The sequence below is a fragment of the Caballeronia sp. LZ028 genome, from assembly GCF_031451415.1.
In the GTDB taxonomy this organism is placed as follows: domain Bacteria; phylum Pseudomonadota; class Gammaproteobacteria; order Burkholderiales; family Burkholderiaceae; genus Caballeronia; species Caballeronia zhejiangensis.
In genome coordinates this window covers 1,792,071-1,818,326 of record NZ_JARUXN010000001.1, presented here as the reverse complement: position 1 = coordinate 1,818,326, position 26,256 = coordinate 1,792,071, and the positions used below count along the sequence as shown (strand labels likewise).

Sequence of the window (26,256 nt, the reverse complement as noted above, 5' to 3'; positions counted from 1 at the left end):
TCCCGCGCCATGTGGTTCAAGAATCTTCAGCTTCACCGTCTTCCCGCACACTGGTCCGTCACGCCGCAGCAGATGCAGCAATGGCTCGCGCCGCTCGCGTTCACCGCGGCGTCGAGCATCGAGAACGAGCGGCGCGGCTGGGTCTCGCCGCGCGGCGACGATGATCTCGTCTACACGGCGAACCGTCAGATGCTCATCGTCTATCGCGCGGAAAAGAAGCTGCTGCCCGCATCCGTCGTCACGCAGTTCGTGAAGGAACGCGCCGCCGAGCTCGAAGAGCAGCAGGGCTTCAAACCCGGCCGCAAGCAGATGAAAGAGCTCAAGGAACAGATCACCGACGAACTCCTGCCGCGCGCCTTCAGCATCCGCCGCGATACGCGCGTGTGGATCGATCCGGTGAACGGCTGGCTCGCGATCGATTCGTCGTCGGCGACGCTGTGCGACGACATCATCGGCTTGCTGGTGAAGTCCGTCACCGATCTGCCGCTCGCGAGCGTCCGCACGGCGCGCTCGCCCGTTTCGGCGATGACCGAATGGCTGCTTTCCGGCGACGCGCCCGCGGGCTTCACGCTCGATCGCGATACGGAACTGCGCTCGACCGGCGAAGGCAACGCGACCGTCCGCTACGTCGGTCACGCGCTCGAAACGGAAGACATGCGCCGCCATATCGAAGCGGGCAAGCAGTGCATGCGTCTTGCGATGACGTGGGACGATCGCGTGTCGTACGTGCTGACGCCATCGCTCACATTGAAGCGCGTGAGCGCGCTCGACGTCATCAAGGAAGCCGCCGATCCGACCGCGTCGAACGACGACGAGCGCTTCGAATCCGACTTCATCCTGATGACAGGCGAACTCGCGCGCATGCTGTCGGCGCTGACTGAGGCGCTGGGCGGCGAAGAAGACCTGCGCGCCGCCGCGTAGGAACGAGCGTCAGGCGGACGGCGCCGACGCGAACGCGTAGCCGTTCTTGCCGTTGCGCTTGACGGTGTACATCGTGTCGTCGGCAGCGGCGACGAGCCGCCAGTAATCGTCGACACGATCCGGAAAACTCGCGATGCCGACGCTCGCGCGCACGATCGACAAGCCCATCTGCGCGTCGGTTTCCGCGACGCACGCGATGATTCTCTGCGCGATCACCGCGAGCTCGCCATCGCTCGAAAACTCGCGCACGAGCAACGCGAATTCGTCGCCGCCGATACGCGCGACCAGATCGCCGCCGCGCACCGCCTGACGAAAACGCCGCGACACCGCAATCAGAAACTCATCGCCGATGCGGTGGCCGTGCGTGTCGTTGACGCGCTTGAAGCCATCGAGATCGATATACAGCACCGCGATGCGCGACGCCCCGCGCGCGCGGCTCGCGAGCGCATTCGCCGCTTCTTCCAGCGCCGCGAAGAGCTTGCGCCGGTTGGGCAGGCCCGTCATCGGATCGTGCAGCGACGCCTGCTCGAATTCATTCGAAATCCCGAGAAGTTGCCGATTGCGTTTTGCATACATGCCGAGCGCGGTGATGAGCACGCCGAATACGATCGCCGACAACGCGATCAGCGTATGCGACACGCTCAGGATGCGCTCGCGCACGTCCGCGCTCGTGCGATCGCGCTCCGCGCGCCACCAGGCGTAGGCCGAATCGAGCGCGGAGCTGGCCTCGCCGAGCGCGGCGGAAGGCGAGAGCACGGCGGAAGGCAGCGACGGCGCCGACATCGGACTCGACGACACCAGCGCATGCAGCGCCGCGAGCCGCCCGGCCAATTCGATGCGCGCCTCGCGATACGCGGCCTGGCGCTGCGTATCGCTCGCGGGCGTGTTCTGCAGGGAAAGCGCGGTCGCGCGGGCGGTATCGGCGCGCTCGACCGCTTCGAGCACGAGCCCGACGTACTCCTGCTGCAGTTGCGCCGAAAAGATCGCGCGCACCTGCAACGCCAGGAACAGCAGCCCGATCAGCAGACACAGCAAGGCCGCGCCAGCGAGCGGCGCGGGGCCGGGCACGCGCAGGCGCAAGCGCATGATCGCGTGCCGCGCACGGCTCGCCAGCGTCTCCTCAGGGACGTGAATACTCCTCTCGCTGACGGGTCGGAACATTGTGTCGATAGCTCACTCGATGGAAGAACGCGCCCACGCGCGCGAACAGTCCGCCTTCGGACTGCTGCCTTGCGTTCGCGCGCGCCTGATGCCTGCGTGCCTGCGCGTACTGATCGGCGCGATTGCTCCGATCGACGGCCGCACGCTGCGTCGCGGACGGCGTGCCGCGGCGTTGCGCCTGTTGCGCCAAAGGTTGCGCGGAAGCCGTCGCGAGCGCCGCGGCGGCGGCCGCGCCCGAGCCGTCAGCGCCAGCGTTGGCGACGGTGGTTTCGTCGGCGGGATCGGCGGTGGGTGCGTTGTCCGCGAGCGATGCCATGTCGATGGGCGCGGCCGTCGGACCGTCGTTCGACGAGTACGGAATCGCGCTGCCGGGCGCGGCGGTCAGGGGCGTTTCGACGGCGCCGCCCGATTGCGTCTGCGCGGTGATCACCGGCTGATCGATGCCGAGCGTGCGGCGCGCGCTCGCCATCGCCTCGGCATAGACGCGCTGATCGTGGTTGAACCACATGCCGTACGCGACCGTGCCGAGCACGCCGATGCCAAGCGCGCTCGCCGACGCCATCCACAGCGCGAGACGCCCGAAGCGCAGCGGCGCGCGCATGGGGCCGGGTTCGTCGTCGTAATCGATTGCAGTCTCGGGCAAGTGAGTGACAGTGGGATCATTCGCAGGACTTGCGCGTTCCGCGATGCTCTCTTCGGGTAGCTTTGCGTGCTGAGGCATGACAGCGCTCTCCAGAACCTATTCGTCAGACAGCGGACCAGCGCGGACGTACAGCGCGCGTCCGGCCCGATGCTTCACCTCGCGCGTCCCATCATATGAACAATCAAACGCGATGCGGCTTCGTCGGACGTAACAGCCGGTTGCCGGTTCAGCATCTGCCGCCGGCCCTTTTTTGCCAAACAATGTAACTCGCGCCACATATCGCCACAATCAGGGGCGGCGAGGAGGCGTTGGAACGACGCTCCGGATCCTTGCGCCGATGCGCGGCGCGCCTGCCGTGGCACGGTCCGGCGCACCGTTGCACGGCGATTTCACCTCATTGCGCGTCGCGACGGCGAAGCAACTTCGGCCAGTACGTCAGCATTTCCCGTTCCTGCCCCGATTTGAAGTGCGGTGCATGCATCATTCTTCAGAGGAAGTTCCCGCGCGTATGTGAGGTGCCGCACATACGCGCATGGCAGCCGTTTGCGTGTGGAACGCGCGCCACAGTTCGTCATCGGGGCTTCGACGACACGACGAGCGCGATGCCGCCGAGAATCGCGACCGCGCTGGCCGCGAGCCGCATCGTCAGCGTTTCGCCGAGCAGCAGCACGCCGCCCGCCGCCGTGATGAGCGGCACGCTCAGTTGCACCGTGGCCGCCGTCGCGGGCTTCAATCCTTTCAACGCCGCGTACCAGACGACATAGCCGAGCCCCGAGGTCAACGCACCCGAGGTCATCGCGTAGGCCAGGCCCGAGACATCCGCGTCCGTACCCGCAAACGCGAGCGCGAGCGCCGACACCGCGATCGCGAACGGCAGCGCGCGCAGGAAATTGCCGGCCGTCGCGGCGACGGGATCGGACTGGCCCCGTCCGCGCAATGAATAGACGCCCCAACCGATGCCCGCCGCGATCATCAGTGCGGACGACGCCGGATCGGGCGCCGCGAGTCCCGGCAGCACGAGCCACACGAGACCGGCGAGCGCGAGCAGCAGGCCGAGCCATTGCGCCGCGGCGAGACGCTCGCCGGTCGCGATGCCGTAGCCGATCATCGTCGCCTGCACCGCGCCGAAGAGCAGCAGCGCGCCGGTGCCCGCCGCGAGCCGAACGTACGCGAAGGAGAACGCCGCCGCATACACGATCAGCGCGAATGCCGATACCCAGCTTCCGGCGCGTCGCGTGTCGTCGCCGGGCGCGCCGCGCGCGAGCAGGATGATCCACAACACGAGCGCCGCCGACGCGACGCGTACGAGCGTGAAACTCGCCGCGTCGATGCGCGCGCCCCTGAGCGCGAGGCGGCACAGCAGCGAGTTGCCGGCGAACGCGATCATCGCGACGACGGTGAAGAGCGCGATGCGCGTGCCGTGCGAGCGTGTGGGTGTCGACATCGGCGGCGCTGGACTGAGGGCGCATCACTGTAGCGCACGCGCGTCGCGAAGACATGCTGCGGCGCGTTCAACCGGTGGTGAAGGGCTGCGGCGGCGCATCGGCCTCGGAGCCGAAGCGCTCGAATTCGGAGATGACCTGCGCGCCGAATAGAAGCAGCGTCGCGAGCGCTTCGAGGCTGAAGAGCACGACGATCGACGTCGTCAGCGATCCGTAAACGACGCTCACCTGCGAGAGCGTCGCGAAGTACCAGACGAGCACATGCCGCGTGATTTCCCAGAGCACGGCGGCCGTCACGCTGCCGAGCAGCGCGAGCCGCAGCGAAGGCCGGCCGACAGGCATCACGAGATAGATCGACGTCAGCACGAAGATCTCGCCCGCGACGCCGAGCAGATACAGCAAAAGCCGCGACACGCCCCTGAGCGACACCTCGACGCCGAGCAGGTCGACGCTGTTGCTGCCCATCGCCTGAAGGCCGTTCGACACGAGCGTGACGATCAGCATGCCGACGCCGAGAAACAGGATGTAGCAGTAAGGCAGGAGCGCCGAGAGCAGAAAATGCCGCCGCCTGACCGCGACGCGATGCACGAAGATCACCGACATCGCGTTCTCGAGCACCGTGAAGGCAAGCGAACTGAAGAAGATCATCGTGACGAGCAGCAGCCAGCCGAGCACCGCGCGATGCGCAAGAAAATTCGCGAGCTCGCCCACGACGGCGTGCGCCTGGCCCGGCACGAGCCATTCGAGCAGATGCGCGAGCGTGTCGAGCAATTGCTGTTGCCCGACGAATTTCGACAGCACGATCACGATCAGGATCAGCAGCGGGACGATGGAAAGCAGCGCGTAATACGCGACCGCGCCCGCGAGCAGCAGGCCCTGATTGGCGCGAAAAGCCTTGAACGTGCGCATCGCAAAGCCGAACGGATGACGCGCCACGCTTCTCACCTGCGGGCCCAGCACAGGGCCGAGAATCTTCGACATGGAACCTCCGCGGCGCGATCGCTGGCCATCCTTTGTGGACGAGCAAGATCCGCACCCGTAGCGAAGGTCCGCACGCTTCAGCCTGTCCGGCGCGCCTCGATGCGTGCGGCTGCTTGCTGCGCGGCTTCCTCGAATGCGAGATTGAGGAAGACATCGACTTCGCACGCGCTCAGGTCGGCGGCATCGACGTTACGTAGCCGGCAGAAGAGCGCGAGCGCCTCGGCTGCGGCGGCGAAGGCGTTGTTCATATCCCGGGAGTGAAGGCGTTTTTTTCTCATGGCCAGCATAACGGCAGGCGCACCGACGACTTTAATGCGTCGCAACGCAACGCGCATGCCGTTTCATTTTCGCTTTTTGATGCATTAATCTAGGTTCATAACTCGAGCCCGCCGAAGGCACTGGAGGACATGATGGCCGCATCCCACGCAACCTCCGCCGCCGACGCCGCCGCGCTCGGTGCCGATGCCGAAATCGTCAACGCCGACGAGCGCCTCTACAACCACGACCTCGCGCCCGTGCCGCGCGCGAAGCGCACCTGGAACGGCTACAGCATCTTCGCGATGTGGATGTCGGACGTGCACAGCGTCGGCGGCTACACCTTCGCCGCGAGTCTCTTTCTGCTCGGCATCTCGGGCTGGCAGGTGCTGCTCGCGCTGACCATCGGCATTCTCATCGTGTATGTGCTGATGAACTGGGTCGGCAAGCCGAGCTTGAGACACGGCATTCCTTTCCCGGTGATGGCGCGCGTCTCGATGGGCGTGATGGGCGCGAATCTCGCCGCGCTGATTCGCGGCGTGGTCGGCATCGTGTGGTACGGCGTGCAGACGTATTTCGCGTCGAAGGCCGTCGCGACCTTGCTGCTGCTCTTCGTGCCGTCTGTCGCCGCGTGGCGCGATACGAGCTTTCTCAGGCTCGACATGCTCGGCTGGGTCAGCTTCCTCTTCATGTGGCTGCTGCAGCTCGTCATCTTTCAGCGCGGCATGGAGATCATCCGCAAGTTCATCGACTTTTGCGGGCCGGCCGTGTATGTCGTGATGTTCGTGCTGATGGGATGGATTCTCTATCGCGCGGGTCTCGGCAGCCTGAATCTCACGCTCTCGGGCAAGGTGCTGACCGGCGACGAGCAACTTCACGCGATGATCAACGCGATCCTGCTCGTCGTGAGCTATTTCGCCGCGCTGCTGCTGAATTTCGGCGACTTCTCGCGCTTCGCGAAAAGCGAGCGGCAGATGAAGATCGGCAACTTCCTCGGGCTGCCGTTCAACTTCGTTGCGTTTGCAATCATCACGGTGATCGTCACGGCGGGCAGCGAGAAAGTGTTCGGCACGATGATCATGGACCCGGTCGAAATCGTATCGCGCATCGAGAACAAGGTGTGGGTGGCGATCGGCAGCGTCACGTTCGTCATCGCGACGATGGGCATCAATATCGTCGCGAACTTCGTGTCGCCCGCGTACGACATCGCCAATCTGTTTCCGAAGCATGTGGACTTCAAGAAGGGCGGCCTGATCGCGTCGATACTCGCGGTGCTCGTGTGTCCGTGGATCTTCGTCGACAGCCCGAAGGCGATCACGATCTTCGTGTCCGTGTTCGGCGCCGTGCTCGCGCCGATGTACGGCGTGATGATGTCCGACTATTATCTCGTGAAGCGCGAGCAGGTGAGGACCGCCGAACTGTATTCGATGCAGCCCGGCGGACGCTTCTATTACGACGGCGGATGGAACAAGGTCGGGCTCGCGGCGCTGATCGTATCGGGCGTGATCTCGGTCGGCTGGGAACTGTCGACGCAGTTCTTCAAGCTCCTGCCGCCGAACAATCTCGGCTGGCTGATCGGCGCGGTGGCGGGCGCGCTCCTGTACGTGCTCTTCATGCGCATGGCAAACCGAAAATAGCGCTTTATTCGAGCCACTTTCGTACGTCCTGTTCCCAATCGGGCTGGCCGCAGTTCGGCGGATTCTCCGGCCCGAGCACGGTGATGTAGCCCTTGTCCTTCATGCACGCCTCGTAGGCGCGCACCTGCGTGCAACGGCCCGCGCCGGCTCTTTCCGCGGCGCCCTTGCATGCGGACATCGCGTTGTCCATGCCGCTGAAATCGGCATCGCCGTCGTTATTCCATGAAGGCGGATTCGCGCTCGCCGAAAACTCGACAGGAGTGCTGCACGCGACGAGCGCGAATGCAGCGGCGGGAAGAAGGCACAAGCGGAAGAATCGATTCATCTGCTTTAACTCCTTGTTCTTAAGCTCTTGTTGAACGCGCGCAATTCGCCGCCTATTATTCCCCGCTGCCGTTGGCGCGTCGCGTTTTCTTTTCATCGCGGGCGCGAACGACGATGTGCTTGCCGATACCAACGCGCGCCGTCTCGAACAGATGATTCCGCGCGCGACGCTCGATGTGGTCAGCGACGCGGGACACGCGCTGATGTTCCGGTATCCGAGCGAGCTCGCGCGGCATATCGATGCGTTCGTCGCGAGGTGAGCGACGCCGAACACGTCTATCGCTTCATAGCGCACAGAACGCACGCGTTTTAGCTTGTCGGCGCATTTCCCGGCCCTTCATACTGTCGCGCAACCGCGATGCGAAAGCGCGCGCCGATAACAAGAAGAGCCGGGGAAACCACCATGAAGTCACGCTTCACTGCCGTTCACCTGCGTCCCGTCGAACTTGCCGATCCGCATCTCGCGCATCTCTACATGGAATGCGCCGATGCCGAGGCGCGTCTGTCGGGCGCGAGCAGAGTCGCGGCGGTCGCCGTGTACGAAGCCCGTGAGAAGACGCTCGATCGTCTGTGGTCGCGTCTCGATGCGCTCGATCCGAGACTGTGCCGCGAGCTGAAACACGCGGTAGAGGACTGGCACGAAATCGCGGTGAAGCTGCGCGGCGGCGACTGATTGAGACGCGCGCGCAGCGCAATGAGACGCTGCGGCATTCGCGCGGAAGGCCGTCGCCACTAACCTTTCTCCAACGACGCAAATCAAGGAGAAGGGCAATGAACAGCAACAATGGTACGAACAATCGCGCGCCGATGCCGGCTGCGTTCTTCGGCATCGCGGTCGGCGGGCTCGCGCTCGCGGGCGCATGGCGCGCGGCGGCTCGCGTGTGGGCGATTCCCGATGCGGTGCCCGCATGGCTGACGGCGGGCGCGCTCGTCGTCTGGATCGCGGTGCTCGTCGCATACGGGCGCAAGTGGCTCGTCCAGCGCGATGCGGCCATCGCGGAAATGCGTCATCCGGTGCAGTCTTCGTTCGCGGCGCTCGTGCCGGTATCGGCGATGCTCGTCGCACAAGCCGTGCAGCCTTATTCGCGGCCGCTCGCGATCGCGCTCTTCGCGATCGGCGTCGCGAGTTCGCTCGCGCTCGGCGCGTATCTGCATGGCCGGTTCTGGCAGGGCGGCCGCAAGCCCGAGCTGACGACGCCCGCCATCTACCTTCCGACGGTCGCGCCCAGCTTCGTCGCGGCGACGGCGGCGGCCGGGCTCGGTTTCACGCAAATCGGCATGTTGCTGTTCGGCGCGGGCGTGTTCTCGTGGCTCGCGATCGAATCGATCGTGCTGCATCGCGCCGCCGTGCATGAACCGCTGCCCGAAGCATTGCGCCCTACGCTCGGCATCCAGCTTGCGCCGCCGGTCGTCGGAGGCGTGTCGTATCTCGCGATCACGCACGGCGTACCCGATACGTTCGCATACATGCTGCTCGGCTACGGTCTCTATCAGGCGCTGATGCTCGCGCGCCTCGTGCCCTGGATTCGCCAACGCGCGTTCACGCCTTCGTACTGGGCCTTCAGCTTCGGTGCCGCAGCATTGCCGACGATGGCTATTCGCATGCTCGAACGCGGCGCCGCCGGCCCGATGACGTGGATCGCACCGGCTGCGTTCGTCGTGGCCAACGTGGTGATCGGTCTCATGATCGCGGGAACGGTGCGGGCGATCGTGCGAGGCGAGTTGCTGCCGGCCGCGGTTACATCGGCGCCGGCGAACGTCACGCCGATCAGCATCGAGCGTCGTGCGGCAGCGGGTTCGCGTTGAACATCACAACGTCAGCACTTCGCCCGCGCGCAACGCACGCAGCGACACATCGGGCAACGCGGCGCGCAGTTCTTCCAGAATCTGCGCGCCGTGCGGCGGTTTCAGATGCGAAATCAGCAATTCGGCTTTCATCGCGCGGCCACGCAGATCATCGGCGATGAGCTTCGGGCAATAGTGATGCGCCGCACGCGCCAACGCGATCTGCGCATCCGGATACGCGGTCTCGACGATCACATGGCGCAGTCCCGGCAACGCGCACACGGCGGCCCAGAACTCGGGATTGCTCGTCGTATCGCCGCTGAACGCGATGCACGCCGTTGCGTTCGACACCGCCAGCCCCATCGACGGCACCGTATGCCGCGCGGGCAATGCCGTCACGGTGCGCCCGTTCAGCATGAAGCATTCGCCGACCTCCAGCGCTTCGAAGCGCACGCCCGGCGCATCGGGCGAAGGAATGCGCGTGAAGTCCGGCCAGATCAGATTGTTGAAGATGTGCGCCTGAAGTATGTCGAGCGTCGCGCGGCTCGCGTGAACGACGAGCGGCCTATCGCGCGCGTCGCCTACGGCATCGATCATGAGCGGCAGATACGCAATGTGATCCAGATGCGAGTGCGTGAGAAACACATGATCGATACGCGCGAGTTCGTCGTCGGTGAGCACGGCGACGCCCGTGCCGGCATCGATCATGATGTCGCCGTCGACGAGCAGCGCCGTCGTGCCGCCGCGATCGCCCGCATCGTCGCCGCCGCTCCTGATCGCGCCGCTACAGCCGAGTACCCGAACGTTCATGATGATTCATTTCGTGTCGAATTCGCTTACGCAATCCCAGTCCTCGGGCAACGCAATGCCGCGCAGCGCATCGATGCGCCTGCGATACATCGCGTACACCTGTCGCTCAGGATACTGCGCCGCGAGCGTCGCGAGTAGCGTTTGCGCTTCGTCCCACTCGCGCGCGCGATAGTGCGCGAGCGCCGCGTGCCAGCGCGTGAGCGCATCGCCGTGTTCGTGCGCGGGCTGCGGCTCGAACACCGCAATCGGCGCGACGCGTCCTTTCACGCGCACGCGATCGATCTCGCGGAACGCGATATCCGTCACCCGTTCGCGCGTCGCTTCGCCCACGATGATGTCGATATCGAAGCGCCGCGTGAGGCCTTCGAGCCGCGCCGCGACATTCACGGCATCGCCCATCACGGTGTAGGCGCGGCGCACGTGCGAGCCCATGTCGCCGACGGTCATCGGCCCCGTATTGATGCCGATGCCGATCCACAGCGTCGGCCAGCCGCGCGCCGTGAGCGTGCGGTTCAGCTCGACGAGCGCCGCGCGCATGCCGAGCGCCGCCGCGACGGCGTTGCGCGCGTGATCCGGATCGTCGACGGGCGCACCCCAGAAACCCATGATCGCATCGCCGATGTACTTGTCGAGCGTGCCGCGATGCGCGCGGATCACTTCGGTCATCGTGCCGAGATACTCGTTCATCAGACGCGCGAGCGCTTCCGGCTCCAGCGTCTCCGCGATGGCCGTGAAGCCGAGCACGTCGCAGAACAGCACGGTCAACTCGGCGCGCCGCCCGGCCATGCTGTAGTCCTCCGGATGACGGCTCATTTCCTCGACGAGCTCGGGCGGCACGTATTGCCCGAACAGCGCGGTGAAATGGCGTTTCGCGCGCGCCTCGACGAAGTAGCCGTACGACATGTTGAGCACGTAGAGCGCGAGCGCGGCGAGCAGCGGCGACGCCACCGGGATCGACCAGCGAAGCCGCGCGAACGCGAAGAGATCCGCCGCGACGACGAGCGCGAGCAACATCGCGGTGAAGATCGTCGCGCGCGCGGGCATGTGCCACGGCCAGAGGAAGATCATCGCGAGTCCGATGAGCGCGAGCATCGACGCCTGCAACGCCGACGCGAACGGGGGTTCGAAGCGGATCGTATCGTCGAGCATGCCGCCGATCAGATTCGCGTTCACCTCGACGCCCGGATAAACCTCGCCGACGGGCGTCGTGCGCTGATCCATCAGGCCCGGCGCCGTCGTGCCGACGAGCGCGATCTTGCCCGCGAGCGCGTTGGCGGGAATGCGCTCTCCGAGCACGTCGGCGATGGAGTAATACGGGACGCTGCCGGTCGGGCCGCGATAGGGCACGAGCGCCGCGCCGTTTTCATCGACGGGAATCGTGCGCGTGCCGCGCGGCGTCGTGAGCGCGAGTCCCGCGAGCGGCGCGGCGGGATCGGTTGCGTCGTCGAAGACCGGTGTCACCGCGGCGTCGCCGAACAGCGCGCGGATCACTTCGAGCGACAGCGCGCCGTACACGCCGTCGCGATAGGCCGCGATGAGCGGCACGCGGCGCACGGAGCCGTCGAAATCGATCACGGGATTGAAGTATCCGGCGCGCTTCGCCGCCTGTTGCAGCGCGGGCAGATTGCCGCCGTAGCTCGTCCAGTCGAAGAGCATGAGCGGATGCGCGCCGAACGCGCGCTCGCTCATCAAGGGCGATGGAATCGCGCCGCTCGATGCATCGCGATTCGAAAAGTAAAAGCCGAGCACGACGGGATGACCGGCAAGGGCATCGGCGAAACGGCGGTCGTAATCGAGGCGCGGAGCAAGCGCATCGAGCGTCTTGCGGTACGCGGCGTCCTCGGCGAGCGGGCCGCGCGCGAGTTCGTCGAGCACGGCAAGGCCCGAACTCGCGTCGGCTTCCGCGAACACCATGTCGAAGCCGAGCACCGCGATGCGCTCGCGCGAAAACAGCGTATCGACGAGCGCCGCCATGCGCGCGCGATCCCACGGCCAGCGGCCCAGTTCGGCGAGGCTTTTCTCGTCGACATCGAGAATCGCGATGCGCGCGTCCGTCGTGCGCGGCATGAAGAGACGCACTTTCGCGTCGTAGATCATCGCGTCGAGCGAATCGATGAAGCGGATGTCGTAGCGCGACAGCGCATGTCCCGCGAGCGCGACGACGATCGCGAGCCCGAGCGCCCAGCGCGCGCCCGAGCGTTTGAACGTGAACGCGAGCGGTTCTCGCACCCTCATTGCGCGGCCCGGATCTGCTCGTTCGCGACGACGAGCCGCGCCGCCAGCACGCGCGCGTGCGCATCGACGCCGAAAGACATGAGCGCCGCGTGCAACTGCGCTGCGCGCATGACGTCCGTATCGCGGCTCGTGTTTTCGCTCATCGTGGGCTCGCTAACGGCACGCCGCCGACGGCACCACCGGCGTCACGCGCGATGCCGGCAGCACGCCGAACGGCAGCCGCGGACTCACGACGATCGCGCCTTCGCCCGCGCGCACGATCTGCCTGTCGACCTGATTGATGACGACGATCTGACCATCGTAGACGACGATCTGATCGCCCTTGCAATCCGCGTTCGCGCCCGGTTCGAGATTCGCGCAATCGGTGACGGAATATTCGGTGCCGCGTATGCCGATGGTCGACGTCGGCGTCTTCACGCGATAGTTCTCCGGCTTGCCTTCCTTCGCGACGAGCCCGTCGAGCGCGCGCAATCCGCCTTTCACGAGCGACAGAAAGCTGCGGTCTTCCTGCGGCGCGTTCGCCGCGTAATGAAAATCGTCGACGCGAAACACCGAGCCGGGCTTCAGATACACACGCTGCTTGTCGGTGAAGATCATCACGATTTCCGAGCCGACGCCGGTCTGCACGGTGTCGCCGTTGTCGATGTCGCCGCCGACCGCCGCCACGCGTTGCGCGCCGCCCGCCGATTGAATCGCGACATTGCCGACGAGCGCGGTGATCGTCGCGACCGCTTCGGCGCACGCCGCGCGCGCGGTCATCGCCAGGAAGAGGAAGAGAAGAAGGTGTCGGGCGCGCGTCATGTTCGGTCTCAGAAGGACTTCGTGAGCGCGATCCAGAAGCGGTTCGCGTGTCCGGTGCCGAGCGTCGAAGGCACGTAGCCGAGCGTGTGCGCGTACGACATCGACAGCAGAAAGTCGTGCGGCGCGGCGAACGTCGCGCCGACGCCCAGCCCGGAAAGCCGGACGTGATCGCTGCCCGGCGCGACCGGATGCGCGGCGATTTTCCCGTCGGCGGTATCGATGAAGCCCGATAGCGTCACGAGCACCGGCACGAGCGATTGCCTGATCGTCTGCCGTAGTTCGATGGTCGCGATATACGCTTCGTCGACGGGCGCGTCGCCGGTCGCATAGGCGCGCACGGCATACGGGCCGCCGAGCGAGATCTGCTCGGACGAATCGAGATTGCGCGAAGTCGCCTGGCCGTTGAGCGAAAGGTAGAGCTGCGTGCCGTTGGCCTGATCGCCGATCACCTGCGTGTGCGTCACGGCGAACACGAACTTCGTGAACGCACCGGCGATCTGCGCGGCGATCTGTTCCGGCTGCGGCGTCTTATAGCGCAGGTTGCCTTGCTGGATAGCCGTGTCGAACGTCGTGATGCTCTTTTCGAGCGTCAGATTGCCCGAGAGCCCGAGCCGGCCGACATCGCTCGTCTTGTCGCTGACGGAATCGAACGCGCCGAGGTGATCCGACAGCAGCTTGTGGTCGTAGCCGAGCGTCGCGAATACGTTCGCCGACGGCGAGCGCAGCAGCGCGTAGCTCAGGAACGTCGAGAAGACATTGGCGCTGCCGTAGGCGTCGAGTTCGTCGAACTGACCGCCGACCGAATACGTCGAGCGCGTGTAGCCGACGCCCCACGCGAACCCGCTGCCGCCGACCGGCACCGTGTAGCCGATGTTGCCGTAGAACTGCCCGGTGATCGAGCCGAGCAGCCGCGCGCCCAACTGATCGCCGATGCCGAGCGGATTGTTCCATTGCAGCGCGCCGATGAGACGCGCGGTGCCGGTCGTCGTCTGGCCGTAGTTGTCGGCCTGCACGCTGCCGGAGACGGGCCGCGCGGTCGGCACGGCGAGCGTCATGTCGGAGGTGCCGGGAAGAAGGCCCGGCGAGATCGTCGCGTTCGCGCCCGTCGTGCCGGCCGCGTCCTGCGCGAGCAACGTGGCGCGGGTGAGGGCGCGCTCGTCGATCACGTCGCCCGGTTTGAGCGCGCCGAAAAATCGCGCGATGACGGGGTCGCGCGTGCGCGACTGGTTGTCGATGTCGATGCGACCGTAACGTCCCTCGCTCACCGCGATACGCACGATGCCGTCATCGATCTGCTGCGGCGGCACATAGGCGCGCGCGACCAGATAGCCGTGCCGCCGATAGAACGCGCTCACGCGATCGGCGGCGCTTTCGAGACCGTCGAGCGAACGCCCCGCACCGATGAACGGCCGCACGGCGTCGAGCAGTTCCGCCGTCGGGAAAAGCGTGTTGCCGGTGAACGCGAAACCTTTCACTTCGAAGCGGATGCCTCCTGTTTCGCCGGAGACGGGCGGCGGTTCGGGCGCGGGCGTCACGTTCAGACGCAGATCGGAAGGCGGGACGGGCGCGGGCGCTTGCTGCTGCTGTTCGCGCAGGATGCTGCCCGCGTTCGGCAGCGTCTGGGCGTGCGTTTCGCGCATGTCGCGCGCCGTCGCCGCGACGAGCGTCGCGATGAGCACGGCGAGCCGGCGCGACGCGACGCTGTGGCGTCGTTCGCGGGGCCCGAAGCGTCGCACGCGCCTGGGCCTCACATGCGGCATACGTGACCGGGCCATGCGTCGTCCGGCAGACGGCTGCCGTCGCTCGTCGAATCGGTGCGCTGCTGCACGAGCGGCGCGGACTCCGGCTGACGGCCCGGCGTCGCGTTGTAGAGCGGCGCGGGATTGGCCGCGTCGGTACGTACGGAATCGAGAATGCCGGGCAGCGCCGCGACGGTCGTGACGGGCGTTTCCGGTTCTTGCGGCATCACCGGCTGTACGGGGACGGACGGCGGCGCAGGCGGCGGCGTGCCCGCGATGCGCAGCGTGCCGCCTTGCGTCGTGATCGTGTAGCCGGTCGGGCCGCCCGTCGCCGTGACCGTGATCGCGTACGTGCCGATCGCCGCGCCCGGCGTCGCGCCGGTGCTCGTCACCGTGAAGACGAACGGCTCGTGGTTCGCCGGGCTGTCGGCGAATGCGTTGCCGTAGTTCGCGCCGTTGTAGCGCAGCGCGATCGTCACGTCGTTCGGACCGAGCGTGCGCGGCGTCTCGAACGGCACGTCGATGTTGATCGCCGTCAACGTGACCTGCTGCCGCGCATTGAACGCGAACCGGTTGCCCGATGCCGATGCCGCGCGCGCATCGGCGCCGCCGGTGTAGGCATCGCCCCAGAGCGCGAGATTGCCGCTTTGCAGTCCGCCGAAGGCGTCGGCCTCGGGTGCGTCGGAGTAGACGAGCCAGCGGCCGTTCGGCGCGGAAAGCGCGTTCGCTCCCGCGCGGTTCACGAAGGTCGCCGCGGCGAGCGTGATCGCCGTGCCGCTCGCGCGGCTCGCAATGGGCGCGGCGAGCGTGAGCGCGGGCGCCGTGAGCGTGACCGCGCCGCTCGCCGAAACGCCCGACAAACCCGCGACGCGGCCGATCGTGAGCGGCGCGCTATCGGCGATGTCGACGGAACCGGCGTTCGCCGCCAGCGTGCCGATGCGATTGCCCGCGTTCGTCAGCCGGTACGCGCCCGCGCCGCCTTGCAGGGCGACATTGGCCGCCTGGATGGGCGCCTGTTGTGTCGCGGTGCCGGCGGTCGTCATCGCGAGCGTGCCGCGCGGCGCGCTGATCGACGCGTCGACGCGGATAGCGCTCTGCGCCGCGAGCGAAAGCGTGTTGACGCCGCTCCACGCGACCGGGCCGTCGATCAGCACGAGGCCGAACGGCGCAAAGCCCGCCGGCGACGCGGCGCTGATCGACACATTGGTCGATTCGAGCACGCGCGAAAGCGTCGCGCCCTGAATCGTGCCGAAGCGCTGTCCGAATGCATCGCCGCCGCCGACGAGCGCGGCGAAGTCGCTTGCAATGCGCCACGTTCCGGTTTGTCCCGATGCCGCCGCCGTCGTGACCTGCGCGTCCGGCGCGACGCGCACCTGCGTGCCCGCCGTTTCGATGGCGCCGCCGTTGCCGCCATCCGGCGCGGATGCGTCGAGCGTGCCGCCGGCCTGCACGACGCCTTTGTCCGCGACGAGGCGGATCACGCCGTTCTGGTTCACGGCGCTTCTCGCGCGGATGACGCCCGTGTTGTTCACGACATTGGCGAGGAGCGCGTCCTCGGCGCTCGCGACGAGCCAGGCCTGACCGCCATCGGCCTGAATCAGACCGTGATTGGCGGCGAGCGCACGCAACGCGCCGCGCTCCACCGACAAGCCGATCATGCTGTGATCGCCGAGCGTGACCGCGATGCGCTCGCCCGCCGCGAGCGCCGCGAAACCGCCGGGCGAGTCGATCGTGCCGGCGTTGATCGCGCGCGCGCCGATCAGCGCGACATAACCGCCGGGCGCGCTCGTGAGCGTGCCGAGATTGACGACCGCCGCGCCGTCCTCGTGATGATGATGCCGATGCCAGCGCCCGTCGCCCGAAAAGGTGTAGTGGCCGCTCATGAAATCGCTTGTCGACAGATTGAGCGTCGATGCCAGCAATCCACCGACGTTCACCTGCGCGCCCGGCCCGAAGATCACGCCGTTCGGATTGACGATGAACACCTGGCCGTTCGCGTCGAGCTTGCCGAAGAAGGCCGTCGGGCGCGGTCCGACGACGCGGTTCAGCGCGATCGAATTCGCGCCCGGCTGATTGAACGTGACCGCTTCGCCAGGGCGCGTGCTGAACGAATTCCAGTCGATGGCGAGGCGGCCGCTATTCTGCTGAATGATCGTGCTGGCGCCCGCGCTCGTCACCGAGCCGGAACCGGCGACGACGCGCGCGCCGCTCGGTTCCGCGCGCGCGGACATGCACGCCATGACGATGAGCGTGGCGATGCAGAGCCATCGCGCGGGGAACGCGGTGCTCGCGCGCAGAGTCTTGTTCATGTCGGCCGACTCCTTTCTGTTGCGGCGCATCGTCGTGACGAGATGCAGGCGCACCATCAAGCAGTTTAGTGTTCCGAAGCATGCTTGCAACTACGCGTTTAGAGAACCTTCGCATACGCGCTGTTCTTCGCCATTCGTATTAGGAACGCGGCGTTTTATCCGACGATCACGCGGCCTGGCTCGCGAGCGTCTCTTCGACGAACTCGCGCAGGAACGTGACCCACGTGCGGATCTTCGCATCGAGATACTGGCGGGACGCGTACATCGCGTAGATGGTCATTGTCTGAAGTTCGCACTCGGGCAGCACGCGCACGAGCGCGCCGCTGTCGAGCCACGGCAGCGCGGCGAGCATCGGCAGCGGCGCGATGCCGAGACCGTTCGACAGCGCGACCGCGAGCGCATCGGCGGAATTGACGCGCAGGCGGCCCGGGTCGAGCTCCACTTCGACGTGGCCGCGCGGGCCTTCGAAGACCCATCGGTCGACGGGGAAAAACGTCGTCACGAGTTGCAGGCACGCGTGGTTCTTCAGATCGCCGATGCGCTGGGGCGTGCCCGCCCGTTTGAGATAGCCCGGCGACGCGCACAGCACGCTCGGCATCGAGCAGATTTTCGTGGAGACGAGCGCGGAGTCGGGCAGTGCGGACGTGGTGACTTGCAGGAAGACGTCGAAGCCTTCGTCGAGCATGTCGGGGATATGTTGCGAAAGCGTAAGCTCGACGCGCACCTGCGGATGCTGCTCGAGATAGCGCGTGAGCGCGGGCACCACGTAGTGCTGGCCGAAGGTGATCGGGGCATGCATGCGCAGCACGCCCGTCGGCGAAACCTGGGCGTTGCTCGCCTCGGCCTCGGAGAGATCGACGAGTTCGAGCACTTCCTTGCAGCGCGTGAGATAACGGTTGCCGGCATCGGTGAGGGCGACGCGGCGCGTCGTGCGATTCAGAAGCCGCGTGCGCAGATGCGTTTCGAGTTCGGTGACCGCGCGCGAGGCCTGCGCCGTCGTGATGTCCATCTGCTGCGCCGCGACGGTGAAGCTGGCCGCTTCAGCCACGCGCGCAAAGATTCTCATGCTCCGCAACAAGTCCATCGTCCAGGCATCCGTTTGACGAAGCCGGAACTATCCCACGTCGGCGCAACAGCGCGCAACCTGCGCGGGCGAAGCGGCGTCGCATCGGCTTTCGCACATTCGTTTCAGGATTCACATCTGTTACAGGCGTTGTAACGCAGCCCGCACGCGGCGCGGCTACGATGGATTCATGGCTGCATATGAATCCAGGATCGCATCGCGGTCTGCTTGTCGGCCTTCTCAGACGAGGACGAAATGAACATCAAGGGCTTGGTCGGGATCGGTATCGCGTTGTCGGCGGGACTCGCTTGCGAAGCCGCCGTGGCGGGCGTGAGCCTGGGCATCAATCTAGGGGTTCCGGTTGCGCCGGTTTATGCGGCGCCGGTGTACGTCGCGCCCGCGCCCGTCTATGCGCCGCCTCCGCCGCCCATGTACGCGCCGCCGCCTCCGCCCGTCGCCTATCAGCCCGCGCCGGTCATGGTTGCGCCCGCGCCGGCGATCGTCGTGGGTTGGCACGGCGACCGCTACTGGGATGGCTATCGCTACTGGGGACGCCGCGACTGGTACGCGCATCACGGCGGCTATTACGGCTATCGGCACTGGTAAGCCGGAAGCCGGCGGCAACGGGGCATCATCATGAAAAATTCAACTCGAACTCGAACCCGGTCGCGCCTCGCGCGCTCGCTGATCGTGCCCGTCGCGCTCGTGGCGGCGGCGGGGCTCGGCGGCTGCGTTTATGCGCCGCCTTATGGCTATGCGCCCGCGCCCGCTTATGGCTACGCGCCTGCCTATGGCTATGCGTATGGACCGGGCTACTACGCGGCGCCATCGGTGTCGCTCGGCATCGGCTTCTCGAGCGGCGGCGGCGGTCACTGGCACGGCCGCTGACGCGCGGTCCATTCCGACTGGAACGTGCGTTGCTGCGATTTCTCTGACTCTTTCGGAGAAAGCGCAACATGACCGAGCAAACTGCAAGCTTGCTGTCGCAACACGCCCGCTGCGAGCATTTCATGCTGCCGCCGAACGGCTGGGTGCCAAATAACACGCGGCTGCCCGTCCTGGTGTGGCGCGGCGCGATCGACCCCAAAGCCACCGATTGCGCCGAGCGCTTCGAAGCGCTTTTCGCGCAGAACGGCTGGCCGCCGCAGTGGCGCGACAGTGTCTTCGACTATCATCACTTCCATTCGACCGCGCATGAGGCGCTCGGTGTCGCATCGGGCGACGCCGAACTGATTCTCGGCGGCCCGCATGGCCGCGTGATCGCAGTCAGCGCCGGCGACGCGCTCGTCCTGCCTGCCGGCACCGGCCATTGCCTGCTGACGGCCGGACGGCGCTTTCAGGTCGTCGGGGCTTATCCGCCGGGGCAGCAATGGGATATCCGCCGCGAAGCGATCAGCGAGCAGGAACGCATCGCGATGGAAGAACTGCCGTTCCCGCGAAGCGATCCCGTCGCCGGAGAGGAAGGGCCGCTCGCGCGTCACTGGCATTAGCCGATCACGCTTTGCTTTCCTTCACGCATTGAGACCGGCGCGCGCCGACGAGCGGCACGCGCTTGATCACGCCCGTCGCGAGCGCCGTGCCGACCAGCACGATCGCGCAGGCGGCCGCCATGCCCATCGACACGCGCTCGGCGAGAAAGAGCGCGCCCCACAGAATCCCGAAGATCGGAATCAGGAACGTGACGGTGATCGCGCGTGCCGGCCCGGCGACCGCGATCAGATGGAAGAACATCATGTAGGCGAGGCCCGTGCACGCGACGCCCAGCCCGAGCACCGCGCCCCACGCGTGCAACGATACGGCGCCGGCCGGCCAGAAAAAGAGCGCGAAGGGCAGAAGCACGATCGTCGCCGCGCTCATCGTGCCGGCGGCGACCGTCAGCGAATCGACGCCCATCAGATGCTTTTTCGTGTAACTCGCGGCGACGCCGTAAGAAGCCGATGCGGCGAGCGCGGCGAGTGCGGCCAGCGCGGTCGCCATCGGGGAGGCGGCGGCGGCGCTCGCGTCGTGCGCGAACATCTGATCCCAGACGAGCGCGAGCACGCCCGCGAAGCCGATCGCAAGTCCCGCCACGCGCATGCGCGTCAGCCGGTCGCTCAACCACAGATACGCGACGATCGCGCCCCAGAGCGGCGTCGTCGCGTTGATGACCGACGTGACGCCCGCCGACAGCGTCAGCTCGGCATACGCGAAGAGACAAAACGGCGCGGCGGAATTGAGGACGCCGACGACGAGGAGCGGCCACGCGCGTTCGCGCATCGTCGAGAAGGCTGGCCGCGCCTTGCCGCGCAGCGCGAGCATCAGAAGCAGAAACAGCGCGCCGATGCCCACGCGCAACGCCATCAGCGGCGCGACGCCGAGATCGGTCACGCCGACGCGGATGAACAGGAACGAGCCGCCCCAGAGCGCGGCGAGAACGAACAGTTGAGCGAGATTGACGGGATTCATGGCGGCTTGGCGATAGAAGTCGGGAGCGAAACCATCGTATCGGCGTGCGTCGTGCCGACGTTTCGGCGCGGCGTGAAACGAAAGATGCGGCGCGATTCACCCGCTCGCACAGCTCCCGGAATCCCGCATCGTAGGCGCGCGCCGATGCCGCCGCAAACGAGCATTTCTCACCGTTATGTGAGAAAAATTGCCAAGCGCCGCGCGGCTCGACCGACCGCCGACGCCGAGGTTGCTGGCAGGCCCGATCGGTGCGACTCTTGCATGATCGAAAGATGGACGATGGTTCTTGCAGCGCGATGGACGCAGTCAACGGGAGAGAAGCCATGGACAATGCAAACGGCAACGCATCCACGATTCAGTCGATGCAAAACGGCGACCGGGGCGATCCGGCCGATCCGCCGCTCTCGCGCCGCACGGTCGCGAGCGCGATGGACGCGGCGCTCGCGCCCGGCATGGCGCACGGACAGGCCGCGAGCGTGACGCCGCTCACGCCGGGCGAGGCGCACAAGCCCGCAAGGTATTCGCCGTATCACGTGCACGGCGATGTGCTCGAAGGCGGCGACAGTCCGACGGTGCTCGCGCAGCCCGCCGCGACGCACGCCGCGGGACAGGGCAGTCAGTACCATCCGTCGCGACCGATGCCGCGGCGCGCGCGCGACGTGCTGGCGGGCGCGCAGGACATCATCGCGACGCAGTACAGGCAGGCGAAGGAGGGCACGGACGATTACGTGCACGACAATCCCTGGAAATCGATCGCGCTGGCGGCGGTCGGCGGGCTCATCGTCGGTCTGCTGGCCGCACGCTGAAGCGCGGCGGGCCTCAACCTTGCTGGGTTGCTGATATCGGCAGAGGCTTATCGCCGTGCCGGACCGACATGGAAGAACGATCGTACGACCTCTGCACCGACCGGTGCGAAATCTGGAATCCGCTGACGATGGCGCTCGCCAGTCCGCGGCGCGTCTTGATCGTGCATTCGGAATCGAACGTCGGCGATTCGTTCGCGCTGCTCCTCGCGATGCGCGGTTTCGAGGCCGTGCAGATCGGCGATGCGGCGGCCGCGTCGCAATTCATCCGCAACTGGCGGCCGCAGGTGTTGTTCGTGGATACGCTCATCGGCGACGCGCACGACCACGCGCCGGCGCGCACGCTGCGCGAAGCGCTGACCGTCGATCGGACGGAGGGCGAAGTGGAGTTGCTGATTGCGCTCGCCGCCGATGCCAAGCAGGATCCGCGCGATGCATTGCACGCCGCGGGCTACGACGGCTTTTGCAGAACGCCGTGCCCGGTCTGGTGGATGTTCGACGTATTGAAGTGTTTCTACGTCCACTGATGCGGGCGGTGCACTGCGCCGCCGCCCGCCGCTTGAGACCTACACCGCTCGCGATGCCTTGAAATCGTTGGTTTCCAGTTCGACCGACTGGCCGCCGTTGCGCTCGAGCGCGCGCCGGGCGGCGTCTTCGATTTGCACGCGTCCGCCTTCGAACGCGGAGAGGAGATCGTGCGACGACGTCCCGCTATTGCCGAAGTGATCGTTGAGCGCATCGAGGGAAATGCTGCACCACACCTCGCGGCCGTCCACCTTCGCCTCGAACGCGACACGCGCTGCCGCCACGACATGACGGCGCCCGCTGAACTCTATCGTCATCCTTATCACCTCCTGTTTTTCGTTCGGAACACGGTTGAGCGCGATCATCGCGAGACTTGCAACGACGCGCTCGCGATGTCGATGCCTACGACTGCGTGCGGCCTTGCGCGCCGCGCACGTCGTCTTGCATGATACGCCCGCGCTGCGCGGGGCGTACGGGAGGTGACTTTGCAATGACCGTGCCCGCGCGCGGTACAAAGCGCGCTATCCGCAGCAGAGGCAGCCGCCGCGATGCCTCATGCCGTAACTGCCGGCTTCTTCGGCGGCGCCGGCGGATGCGCTCGAACCGCCCACGCTCGGCGCGCCGATCGTCACGCGCGCAGCGGTCGCGCCGCATTGTGGACAGGCCGCGGGATCGTCGCGCTCGGCGATGCGGCGGACGGCTTCGAACGCGCCGCAATCCGCGCATTCGTAATCGTAGACAGGCATGACGTTTTCACTCGGAGAAAGAGGGCATCAATCACGGTAGCAAGCGCTATGCAACGCCTCGCCGCGAAGCCGGGCGTGCCGATGTCAACGCCCGTCCTTGCGCAACAGGCGCAGACGCGCTTCTTCGAGCGACTCGAACTTGCTGTCGGCCTCGTCGTAGATCGACACCTTGCCGCGCCCGATGTCGTACACCCAGCCCTGCACCTGCAGCTTGCCGAGCGCGAGCCGGCCCGCGACCGCCGGATGCGTGCGCAGATGCGTCAGTTGCAGGCGGATGTTCTCCTCGACCATCGCCTGGACGATGCGTTCTTCTTCCAGCTTGCGCGCCATCACGACGCTGCGCGCGGCTTCGGCGTTGCGCAGCCATGCGTGAACCGTCGGCATTTCATCGGCGATGGCCGCGCCTGACGCGAGACCTTTCATCGCGCCGCAATCCGAGTGGCCGCAAATCACGATCTGCCGGACGTTGAGCGCGAGCACCGCGAATTCCACCACCGCCGACACGCCGCCGAGCATCTCGCCATAAGCCGGCACGATGTTGCCGATGTTGCGGCACACGAAAAGCTCGCCGGGGCGCGTCTGCGTGATCATTTCCGGCGATACGCGCGAGTCCGCGCAGGTAATGAAGAGCGTATGCGGCGCCTGCTGGCGCGCGAGGCTCTTGAACAGCGCTTCGCTGTCGGGGAACACGAAACGGCTGAAGTCGTCGGCGCCTTGCAGCAGGTACAGCAGGTCGCCGGTTTCGGCGCCGTGGCGTTCTTCGCTCATCGATTTGTCGGACATGGTGTCGCCTTTGTTGTGCGGTTCCGACGCGCGTGCGTGCGCGTCACGTCAAGGCGAAAGCTTGCGGGGTTTTGAGATGGATCGCAAGTCGCTCCGATCAAGACCTTCACGGGCGCACCAATTCGGTGCGAGGGCATCATCCGGTTCGGTTTTCCCGAAGTGACGCGCTCAAAATCTCCTATTTTTCGACGCGTACCATTCCGCTAGATTGTTTTCATTGAAAGCAATCAGAAAGGAACCGACATGAAATGCCCGGTATGTCCCGCGACCGAACTACTGATGACCGTGCGCGAGGGCATCGAAATCGACTATTGCCCGCACTGTCGCGGCGTGTGGCTCGACCGCGGCGAGCTCGATCAGATCATCCGGCGCGCGGCGCAGGCGTCGGTCGCGGAGGCGCAAGCGTCCGGGCGCGACGAATGGGACGAGCGTGGACACGATCGCGAGCGCCGCACGCATCGGCAGGACGGTTACCACTACGGCGATTCGCGCGGCAAGCGCGAACATGCGCGGCGCAAAAAATCCTTTCTCGGCGATCTGTTCGACTTCGACTGATCGGCGAGCGTCACGCGCATCGGCAGTAATTCGGCGGCAAAACAGCAAGGAGAACGGCAAATGTCAACGGTTAAGCAAGTCCTGAAGGCAAAGCGCGACACGACGGTTCACACCATCGACGCGGAGGCGAGCGTGTACGAAGCGATCGCGCTGATGTCGCGGGCGGAAGTGGGCGCGCTCGTCGTCGTGGTGGGCGACGCGGTGTGCGGCATCGTCACCGAACGCGACTATGCGCGCAAGGTGATCCTGCAGGACAAAGTCTCGCGGACGACCACCGTATGCGAGATCATGACCGCGCCGGTGATGTCGGTCAGCCTCGGAACGAGCGCCGACGAATGCATGACGCTAATGACGCGGCAGCGGATTCGCCATCTGCCGGTGATCGAGGGCGGCCGGCTCGTCGGGATGATTTCGATCGGCGATATGGTGCGGCATCTGATCGAGGAGCAGCAGTTCGCCATCGACCAGCTCGAAAGCTATGTGCGCGGCCCGCGCCACGATGCACCGACGTGCGCGCTCACGCGGCGTAGCGAGATTCCGCAGACACTCGCACTGCGTATCGTGTAGCGCGTCAGCGCGCTTGCGCCGTCAGAAGCGCCTGCAGGTTGCGCACGACATCGTTCCAGTCGCCGAGGCCGCGGGCGCGAACCAGGCGCATCGAGGCATACCAGGGCGTGACATGCGGATCGCGCTCGTAACGCCATTCCGCGACCTGATTGAGAAACAAGTAGCACGGCTTGCCGAGCGCCCCCGCGATGTGCGACAGCGCGCCATCATTGCCGACGAACGCATCGAGCCTGTCGATGATGCTCACGCTTTGCGTCAGCGTGACGTCGGAGGCGAGGGTGGTGAAGCGGTCGAGGTCATTCGAACGCGGGGCGTTCAGCCAGCGCTTGCGCTCGAAGCCGCGCTGCATGACGACCCAGTGGATGTCGGGCGTGCTGTCGAAAAGCGGGACGAGATCGGGCAGGGCGAGGCTGCGGCTGGCGAAATTGTTCGCCGATTCGCACGATGACCAGAAAATGCCGACGCAGCGCCGGCCCTGCGCGCGCTGGCGGATCTCATCGACGATTGCATCGGCGGCGCAAGGATCGGCGGGCTCGATATAGCGTGCCGACGACGCATAACCGAGCACCGGGAAAAGCGCGGTAAAGAGCGCGAAAGGATCGGTCCACAGCGCGCCGTCCGTTGCGACGGCGAAGCCGGCCTCGCGCATGGCTTCGGCGTCTCGGGCGGATTCGGCGTCGGGCATCGCGAAGCGATAGTTCCGGTCCGAGCCGTCGGCGTAGGCGATCTGCACGCCCAGCGCCTGAAGCGCGCCGGCGTAGCGCACCCAGTTGACTTGATCGCCGTGGCCCGACGCGATCGACGTCATCGTCAGATGCGCCGGCAGGACCCGCTGTCCGCACCAGTAATGCTCGATATCGACATCGGGAAACAGCACGCGGCGCGCTTCGTGCGATGACCAATAGCGATGCAACAGTTCGACGCCGCTCGCGATGCCGTTCAGGCGCATCGCGCTGCGTCCCTGATGATGTCCGAGGACATAGGCGGAATGTTCGTCGACGCCTTCCGGGCTCAGTTCCAGAACCCGGTCGTCGCAGCCGAGATAATGCCAGCCGTAGACGCGCCACAGGAATGCGAAGATCGGTGCGACATCGGGCTTGCATCCCACGTACTCGATCATGCTGAGCGCGACTTCCTTCAATCCGAGATGCGCGCACGCGTCGCACAGGCTGTGAAGCTGGAAGCCGAAGGTGTTCGATCGGCGCGTGAGCTCGCAGCCGATATCGACGGCGCGCAGAAATTCGCCCCCTCGCAGATGCGCGAGCGCGCGCGCGTGCAGGTACTCCGAGGTGTGTCCGTCGGCGGCGAAGCGACCATCGAGAAAACGGAAACATGCCTCGATTTCGCCTGCATACAGGCTGGAATGGAACTGTTGGTAACTGTCGATCATGGGAGCTTGCCGAGTCAGGTGGCGGCATTATTGCGTGCGCCGAAGCGTCGGGCGCGCAGGCGGCAAGCCTTTTCACAAAAATTTCGGATTCTTGATTAATGCGTTGATAATCCGACAATTTTTGAAAAATAGCGGCGCGTCTCGTTCGATTATAGGTGGCGTGCCGGCGGGGAAACTCGCTCGAGTCGGTCCCGGCGCGATGACCAAAACACGACATTCCAATTCGGCGTAACATCAAATGTCAAAGCAAAATTGAAATGTCGTACCACCGGCTAAATACAGATGTCGTGTTTTTGATGTGTGATTGGCTCTGTTTTCAACGGTTTGAATCCACGT

General features: G+C 66.0%; 30 protein-coding genes. 12 read left to right on the top strand and 18 right to left on the bottom strand.

The genetic code is table 11. From position 1 onward, the window contains the following. The first annotated feature begins 9 nt into the window (after window positions 1-9). Complete coding sequence (locus QCE58_RS08665) at window positions 10-921, top strand: recombination-associated protein RdgC (protein ID WP_033537178.1); 912 nt, start codon at window positions 10-12, stop codon at window positions 919-921. A 9-nt stretch (window positions 922-930) separates the two neighbouring features. Here the strand turns inward: QCE58_RS08665 and QCE58_RS08660 are convergent, their stop codons facing one another. The 5 genes from QCE58_RS08660 to QCE58_RS08640 all read right to left on the bottom strand — a co-directional run bounded on the left by QCE58_RS08660 (window position 931) and on the right by QCE58_RS08640 (window position 5,483). Further along, window positions 931-2,007, bottom strand: coding sequence for a GGDEF domain-containing protein (locus tag QCE58_RS08660; protein ID WP_250521127.1), 1,077 nt, complete (start codon window positions 2,005-2,007; stop codon window positions 931-933). 34 nt (window positions 2,008-2,041) lie between these two features. After that, window positions 2,042-2,803 carry a hypothetical protein gene (locus QCE58_RS08655; RefSeq protein WP_250439767.1) on the bottom strand — a complete coding sequence of 254 codons (762 nt, stop codon included), beginning with the start codon at window positions 2,801-2,803 and terminating at the stop codon, window positions 2,042-2,044. A gap of 493 nt (window positions 2,804-3,296) precedes the next feature. After that, window positions 3,297-4,169 (bottom strand): DMT family transporter, encoded by an 873-nt coding sequence (locus QCE58_RS08650; protein WP_034474200.1) that lies wholly within the window; start codon window positions 4,167-4,169, stop codon window positions 3,297-3,299. Window positions 4,170-4,236: 67 nt separating this feature from the next. Continuing rightward, window positions 4,237-5,148, bottom strand: a complete 912-nt coding sequence (locus QCE58_RS08645; protein ID WP_008349578.1) for a YihY/virulence factor BrkB family protein — start codon at window positions 5,146-5,148, stop codon at window positions 4,237-4,239. Between the two features lie 77 nt (window positions 5,149-5,225). Continuing rightward, on the bottom strand, window positions 5,226-5,483 hold the full coding sequence (locus tag QCE58_RS08640) for a hypothetical protein (RefSeq protein WP_175983152.1): 258 nt from the start codon (window positions 5,481-5,483) through the stop codon (window positions 5,226-5,228). Window positions 5,484-5,558: 75 nt separating this feature from the next. On the opposite strand from QCE58_RS08640, the gene QCE58_RS08635 reads away from it, so the two are divergent. Next, window positions 5,559-7,040 (top strand): NCS1 family nucleobase:cation symporter-1, encoded by a 1,482-nt coding sequence (locus QCE58_RS08635; protein ID WP_175983162.1) that lies wholly within the window; start codon window positions 5,559-5,561, stop codon window positions 7,038-7,040. Window positions 7,041-7,044: 4 nt separating this feature from the next. On the opposite strand, the gene QCE58_RS08630 is transcribed toward QCE58_RS08635, so the two are convergent. Then, entirely contained in the window at window positions 7,045-7,365 is a 321-nt protein-coding gene (locus QCE58_RS08630) for a hypothetical protein (RefSeq protein ID WP_250521126.1), read from the bottom strand. 115 nt (window positions 7,366-7,480) lie between these two features. Between QCE58_RS08630 and QCE58_RS08625 the strand changes: the two genes are divergently transcribed. The 3 genes from QCE58_RS08625 to tehA all read left to right on the top strand — a co-directional run bounded on the left by QCE58_RS08625 (window position 7,481) and on the right by tehA (window position 9,170). Next, window positions 7,481-7,624 carry an alpha/beta fold hydrolase gene (locus tag QCE58_RS08625; RefSeq protein WP_250521125.1) on the top strand — a complete coding sequence of 48 codons (144 nt, stop codon included), beginning with the start codon at window positions 7,481-7,483 and terminating at the stop codon, window positions 7,622-7,624. 143 nt (window positions 7,625-7,767) lie between these two features. Beyond that, complete coding sequence (locus tag QCE58_RS08620; RefSeq protein WP_008349582.1) at window positions 7,768-8,037, top strand: hypothetical protein; 270 nt, start codon at window positions 7,768-7,770, stop codon at window positions 8,035-8,037. Window positions 8,038-8,135: 98 nt separating this feature from the next. Beyond that, entirely contained in the window at window positions 8,136-9,170 is a 1,035-nt protein-coding gene (gene tehA, locus QCE58_RS08615; RefSeq protein WP_250434733.1) for a dicarboxylate transporter/tellurite-resistance protein TehA, read from the top strand. Between the two features lie 3 nt (window positions 9,171-9,173). Here tehA and QCE58_RS08610 read toward each other — a convergent pair whose 3' ends face one another. The 7 genes from QCE58_RS08610 to QCE58_RS08580 form a co-directional block, all read right to left on the bottom strand. Beyond that, a complete protein-coding gene (locus QCE58_RS08610; RefSeq protein ID WP_008349584.1) occupies window positions 9,174-9,959 on the bottom strand; it encodes a 3',5'-cyclic-nucleotide phosphodiesterase in 786 nt (261 codons plus the stop codon). 6 nt (window positions 9,960-9,965) lie between these two features. Next, window positions 9,966-12,194 carry a CHASE2 domain-containing protein gene (locus QCE58_RS08605; protein WP_250521124.1) on the bottom strand — a complete coding sequence of 743 codons (2,229 nt, stop codon included), beginning with the start codon at window positions 12,192-12,194 and terminating at the stop codon, window positions 9,966-9,968. After that, the gene (locus QCE58_RS08600) at window positions 12,191-12,337 is read right to left on the bottom strand and encodes a hypothetical protein (RefSeq protein WP_160297415.1); all 147 of its coding nucleotides are present in this window, start codon (window positions 12,335-12,337) and stop codon (window positions 12,191-12,193) included. The genes QCE58_RS08605 and QCE58_RS08600 overlap by 4 nt, the downstream gene beginning before the upstream one ends. A gap of 10 nt (window positions 12,338-12,347) precedes the next feature. Then, complete coding sequence (locus QCE58_RS08595) at window positions 12,348-12,995, bottom strand: FecR domain-containing protein (RefSeq protein WP_008349588.1); 648 nt, start codon at window positions 12,993-12,995, stop codon at window positions 12,348-12,350. A gap of 8 nt (window positions 12,996-13,003) precedes the next feature. Beyond that, window positions 13,004-14,731 carry a ShlB/FhaC/HecB family hemolysin secretion/activation protein gene (locus tag QCE58_RS08590; protein WP_250521123.1) on the bottom strand — a complete coding sequence of 576 codons (1,728 nt, stop codon included), beginning with the start codon at window positions 14,729-14,731 and terminating at the stop codon, window positions 13,004-13,006. 11 nt (window positions 14,732-14,742) lie between these two features. Beyond that, complete coding sequence (locus QCE58_RS08585; protein WP_250521122.1) at window positions 14,743-17,043, bottom strand: filamentous hemagglutinin N-terminal domain-containing protein; 2,301 nt, start codon at window positions 17,041-17,043, stop codon at window positions 14,743-14,745. A 166-nt stretch (window positions 17,044-17,209) separates the two neighbouring features. Further along, window positions 17,210-18,127, bottom strand: a complete 918-nt coding sequence (locus QCE58_RS08580) for a LysR family transcriptional regulator (protein ID WP_250502141.1) — start codon at window positions 18,125-18,127, stop codon at window positions 17,210-17,212. A gap of 234 nt (window positions 18,128-18,361) precedes the next feature. Between QCE58_RS08580 and QCE58_RS08575 the strand changes: the two genes are divergently transcribed. The 3 genes from QCE58_RS08575 (at window position 18,362) to QCE58_RS08565 (ending at window position 19,596) form a co-directional block, all read left to right on the top strand. Beyond that, window positions 18,362-18,712: a hypothetical protein gene (locus tag QCE58_RS08575; protein WP_008349595.1), complete on the top strand. Its 351-nt coding sequence runs from the start codon at window positions 18,362-18,364 to the stop codon at window positions 18,710-18,712. A 30-nt stretch (window positions 18,713-18,742) separates the two neighbouring features. Continuing rightward, complete coding sequence (locus tag QCE58_RS08570; RefSeq protein WP_235366340.1) at window positions 18,743-18,994, top strand: hypothetical protein; 252 nt, start codon at window positions 18,743-18,745, stop codon at window positions 18,992-18,994. Window positions 18,995-19,062: 68 nt separating this feature from the next. Then, a complete protein-coding gene (locus QCE58_RS08565) occupies window positions 19,063-19,596 on the top strand; it encodes a cupin domain-containing protein (RefSeq protein ID WP_250434726.1) in 534 nt (177 codons plus the stop codon). A 4-nt stretch (window positions 19,597-19,600) separates the two neighbouring features. Here the strand turns inward: QCE58_RS08565 and QCE58_RS08560 are convergent, their stop codons facing one another. Next, window positions 19,601-20,551, bottom strand: coding sequence for a DMT family transporter (locus tag QCE58_RS08560; protein ID WP_250434725.1), 951 nt, complete (start codon window positions 20,549-20,551; stop codon window positions 19,601-19,603). A 323-nt stretch (window positions 20,552-20,874) separates the two neighbouring features. On the opposite strand from QCE58_RS08560, the gene QCE58_RS08555 reads away from it, so the two are divergent. Then, window positions 20,875-21,357, top strand: coding sequence for a YqjD family protein (locus QCE58_RS08555; RefSeq protein ID WP_244808089.1), 483 nt, complete (start codon window positions 20,875-20,877; stop codon window positions 21,355-21,357). A 68-nt stretch (window positions 21,358-21,425) separates the two neighbouring features. Next, window positions 21,426-21,881 carry a response regulator gene (locus QCE58_RS08550; RefSeq protein WP_008349604.1) on the top strand — a complete coding sequence of 152 codons (456 nt, stop codon included), beginning with the start codon at window positions 21,426-21,428 and terminating at the stop codon, window positions 21,879-21,881. Between the two features lie 39 nt (window positions 21,882-21,920). Here the strand turns inward: QCE58_RS08550 and QCE58_RS08545 are convergent, their stop codons facing one another. The 3 genes from QCE58_RS08545 to QCE58_RS08535 form a co-directional block, all read right to left on the bottom strand. Then, complete coding sequence (locus QCE58_RS08545) at window positions 21,921-22,196, bottom strand: DUF1488 domain-containing protein (RefSeq protein WP_008349606.1); 276 nt, start codon at window positions 22,194-22,196, stop codon at window positions 21,921-21,923. A 204-nt stretch (window positions 22,197-22,400) separates the two neighbouring features. Continuing rightward, window positions 22,401-22,625 (bottom strand): zinc ribbon domain-containing protein, encoded by a 225-nt coding sequence (locus QCE58_RS08540; protein WP_008349608.1) that lies wholly within the window; start codon window positions 22,623-22,625, stop codon window positions 22,401-22,403. Window positions 22,626-22,709: 84 nt separating this feature from the next. Further along, on the bottom strand, window positions 22,710-23,408 hold the full coding sequence (locus QCE58_RS08535; protein ID WP_008349610.1) for a carbonic anhydrase: 699 nt from the start codon (window positions 23,406-23,408) through the stop codon (window positions 22,710-22,712). Window positions 23,409-23,651: 243 nt separating this feature from the next. Here QCE58_RS08535 and QCE58_RS08530 point away from each other — a divergent pair, with 243 nt between their 5' ends. Continuing rightward, a complete protein-coding gene (locus QCE58_RS08530; protein WP_250460365.1) occupies window positions 23,652-23,963 on the top strand; it encodes a zf-TFIIB domain-containing protein in 312 nt (103 codons plus the stop codon). Between the two features lie 60 nt (window positions 23,964-24,023). Then, entirely contained in the window at window positions 24,024-24,530 is a 507-nt protein-coding gene (locus QCE58_RS08525; protein ID WP_008349614.1) for a CBS domain-containing protein, read from the top strand. A gap of 4 nt (window positions 24,531-24,534) precedes the next feature. Here the strand turns inward: QCE58_RS08525 and QCE58_RS08520 are convergent, their stop codons facing one another. Continuing rightward, window positions 24,535-25,920: a glycosyltransferase family 9 protein gene (locus tag QCE58_RS08520; protein ID WP_250521121.1), complete on the bottom strand. Its 1,386-nt coding sequence runs from the start codon at window positions 25,918-25,920 to the stop codon at window positions 24,535-24,537. Window positions 25,921-26,256: the final 336 nt, after the last annotated feature.

Bases quoted from the DNA above. Each gene is read 5' to 3' on its own strand.
- QCE58_RS08595 (WP_008349588.1), bottom strand. From the start codon at position 12,995: ATGACGCGCGCCCGACACCTTCTTCTCTTCCTCTTCCTGGCGATGACC.
- QCE58_RS08660 (WP_250521127.1), bottom strand. From the start codon at position 2,007: ATGCGCTTGCGCCTGCGCGTGCCCGGCCCCGCGCCGCTCGCTGGCGCG.
- QCE58_RS08530 (WP_250460365.1), top strand. From the start codon at position 23,652: ATGAAATGCCCGGTATGTCCCGCGACCGAACTACTGATGACCGTGCGC.
- QCE58_RS08635 (WP_175983162.1), top strand. From the start codon at position 5,559: ATGGCCGCATCCCACGCAACCTCCGCCGCCGACGCCGCCGCGCTCGGT.
- QCE58_RS08545 (WP_008349606.1), bottom strand. From the start codon at position 22,196: ATGACGATAGAGTTCAGCGGGCGCCGTCATGTCGTGGCGGCAGCGCGT.
- QCE58_RS08525 (WP_008349614.1), top strand. From the start codon at position 24,024: ATGTCAACGGTTAAGCAAGTCCTGAAGGCAAAGCGCGACACGACGGTT.
- QCE58_RS08605 (WP_250521124.1), bottom strand. From the start codon at position 12,194: ATGAGGGTGCGAGAACCGCTCGCGTTCACGTTCAAACGCTCGGGCGCG.
- QCE58_RS08610 (WP_008349584.1), bottom strand. From the start codon at position 9,959: ATGAACGTTCGGGTACTCGGCTGTAGCGGCGCGATCAGGAGCGGCGGC.
- QCE58_RS08645 (WP_008349578.1), bottom strand. From the start codon at position 5,148: ATGTCGAAGATTCTCGGCCCTGTGCTGGGCCCGCAGGTGAGAAGCGTG.
- QCE58_RS08570 (WP_235366340.1), top strand. From the start codon at position 18,743: ATGAAAAATTCAACTCGAACTCGAACCCGGTCGCGCCTCGCGCGCTCG.
- QCE58_RS08560 (WP_250434725.1), bottom strand. From the start codon at position 20,551: ATGAATCCCGTCAATCTCGCTCAACTGTTCGTTCTCGCCGCGCTCTGG.
- tehA (WP_250434733.1), top strand. From the start codon at position 8,136: ATGAACAGCAACAATGGTACGAACAATCGCGCGCCGATGCCGGCTGCG.
- QCE58_RS08655 (WP_250439767.1), bottom strand. From the start codon at position 2,803: ATGCCTCAGCACGCAAAGCTACCCGAAGAGAGCATCGCGGAACGCGCA.
- QCE58_RS08585 (WP_250521122.1), bottom strand. From the start codon at position 17,043: ATGAACAAGACTCTGCGCGCGAGCACCGCGTTCCCCGCGCGATGGCTC.
- QCE58_RS08650 (WP_034474200.1), bottom strand. From the start codon at position 4,169: ATGTCGACACCCACACGCTCGCACGGCACGCGCATCGCGCTCTTCACC.
- QCE58_RS08540 (WP_008349608.1), bottom strand. From the start codon at position 22,625: ATGCCTGTCTACGATTACGAATGCGCGGATTGCGGCGCGTTCGAAGCC.
- QCE58_RS08620 (WP_008349582.1), top strand. From the start codon at position 7,768: ATGAAGTCACGCTTCACTGCCGTTCACCTGCGTCCCGTCGAACTTGCC.
- QCE58_RS08520 (WP_250521121.1), bottom strand. From the start codon at position 25,920: ATGATCGACAGTTACCAACAGTTCCATTCCAGCCTGTATGCAGGCGAA.
- QCE58_RS08600 (WP_160297415.1), bottom strand. From the start codon at position 12,337: ATGAGCGAAAACACGAGCCGCGATACGGACGTCATGCGCGCAGCGCAG.
- QCE58_RS08640 (WP_175983152.1), bottom strand. From the start codon at position 5,483: ATGCGCGTTGCGTTGCGACGCATTAAAGTCGTCGGTGCGCCTGCCGTT.
- QCE58_RS08580 (WP_250502141.1), bottom strand. From the start codon at position 18,127: ATGGACTTGTTGCGGAGCATGAGAATCTTTGCGCGCGTGGCTGAAGCG.
- QCE58_RS08665 (WP_033537178.1), top strand. From the start codon at position 10: ATGTGGTTCAAGAATCTTCAGCTTCACCGTCTTCCCGCACACTGGTCC.
- QCE58_RS08630 (WP_250521126.1), bottom strand. From the start codon at position 7,365: ATGAATCGATTCTTCCGCTTGTGCCTTCTTCCCGCCGCTGCATTCGCG.
- QCE58_RS08565 (WP_250434726.1), top strand. From the start codon at position 19,063: ATGACCGAGCAAACTGCAAGCTTGCTGTCGCAACACGCCCGCTGCGAG.
- QCE58_RS08555 (WP_244808089.1), top strand. From the start codon at position 20,875: ATGGACAATGCAAACGGCAACGCATCCACGATTCAGTCGATGCAAAAC.
- QCE58_RS08535 (WP_008349610.1), bottom strand. From the start codon at position 23,408: ATGTCCGACAAATCGATGAGCGAAGAACGCCACGGCGCCGAAACCGGC.
- QCE58_RS08575 (WP_008349595.1), top strand. From the start codon at position 18,362: ATGAACATCAAGGGCTTGGTCGGGATCGGTATCGCGTTGTCGGCGGGA.
- QCE58_RS08550 (WP_008349604.1), top strand. From the start codon at position 21,426: ATGGAAGAACGATCGTACGACCTCTGCACCGACCGGTGCGAAATCTGG.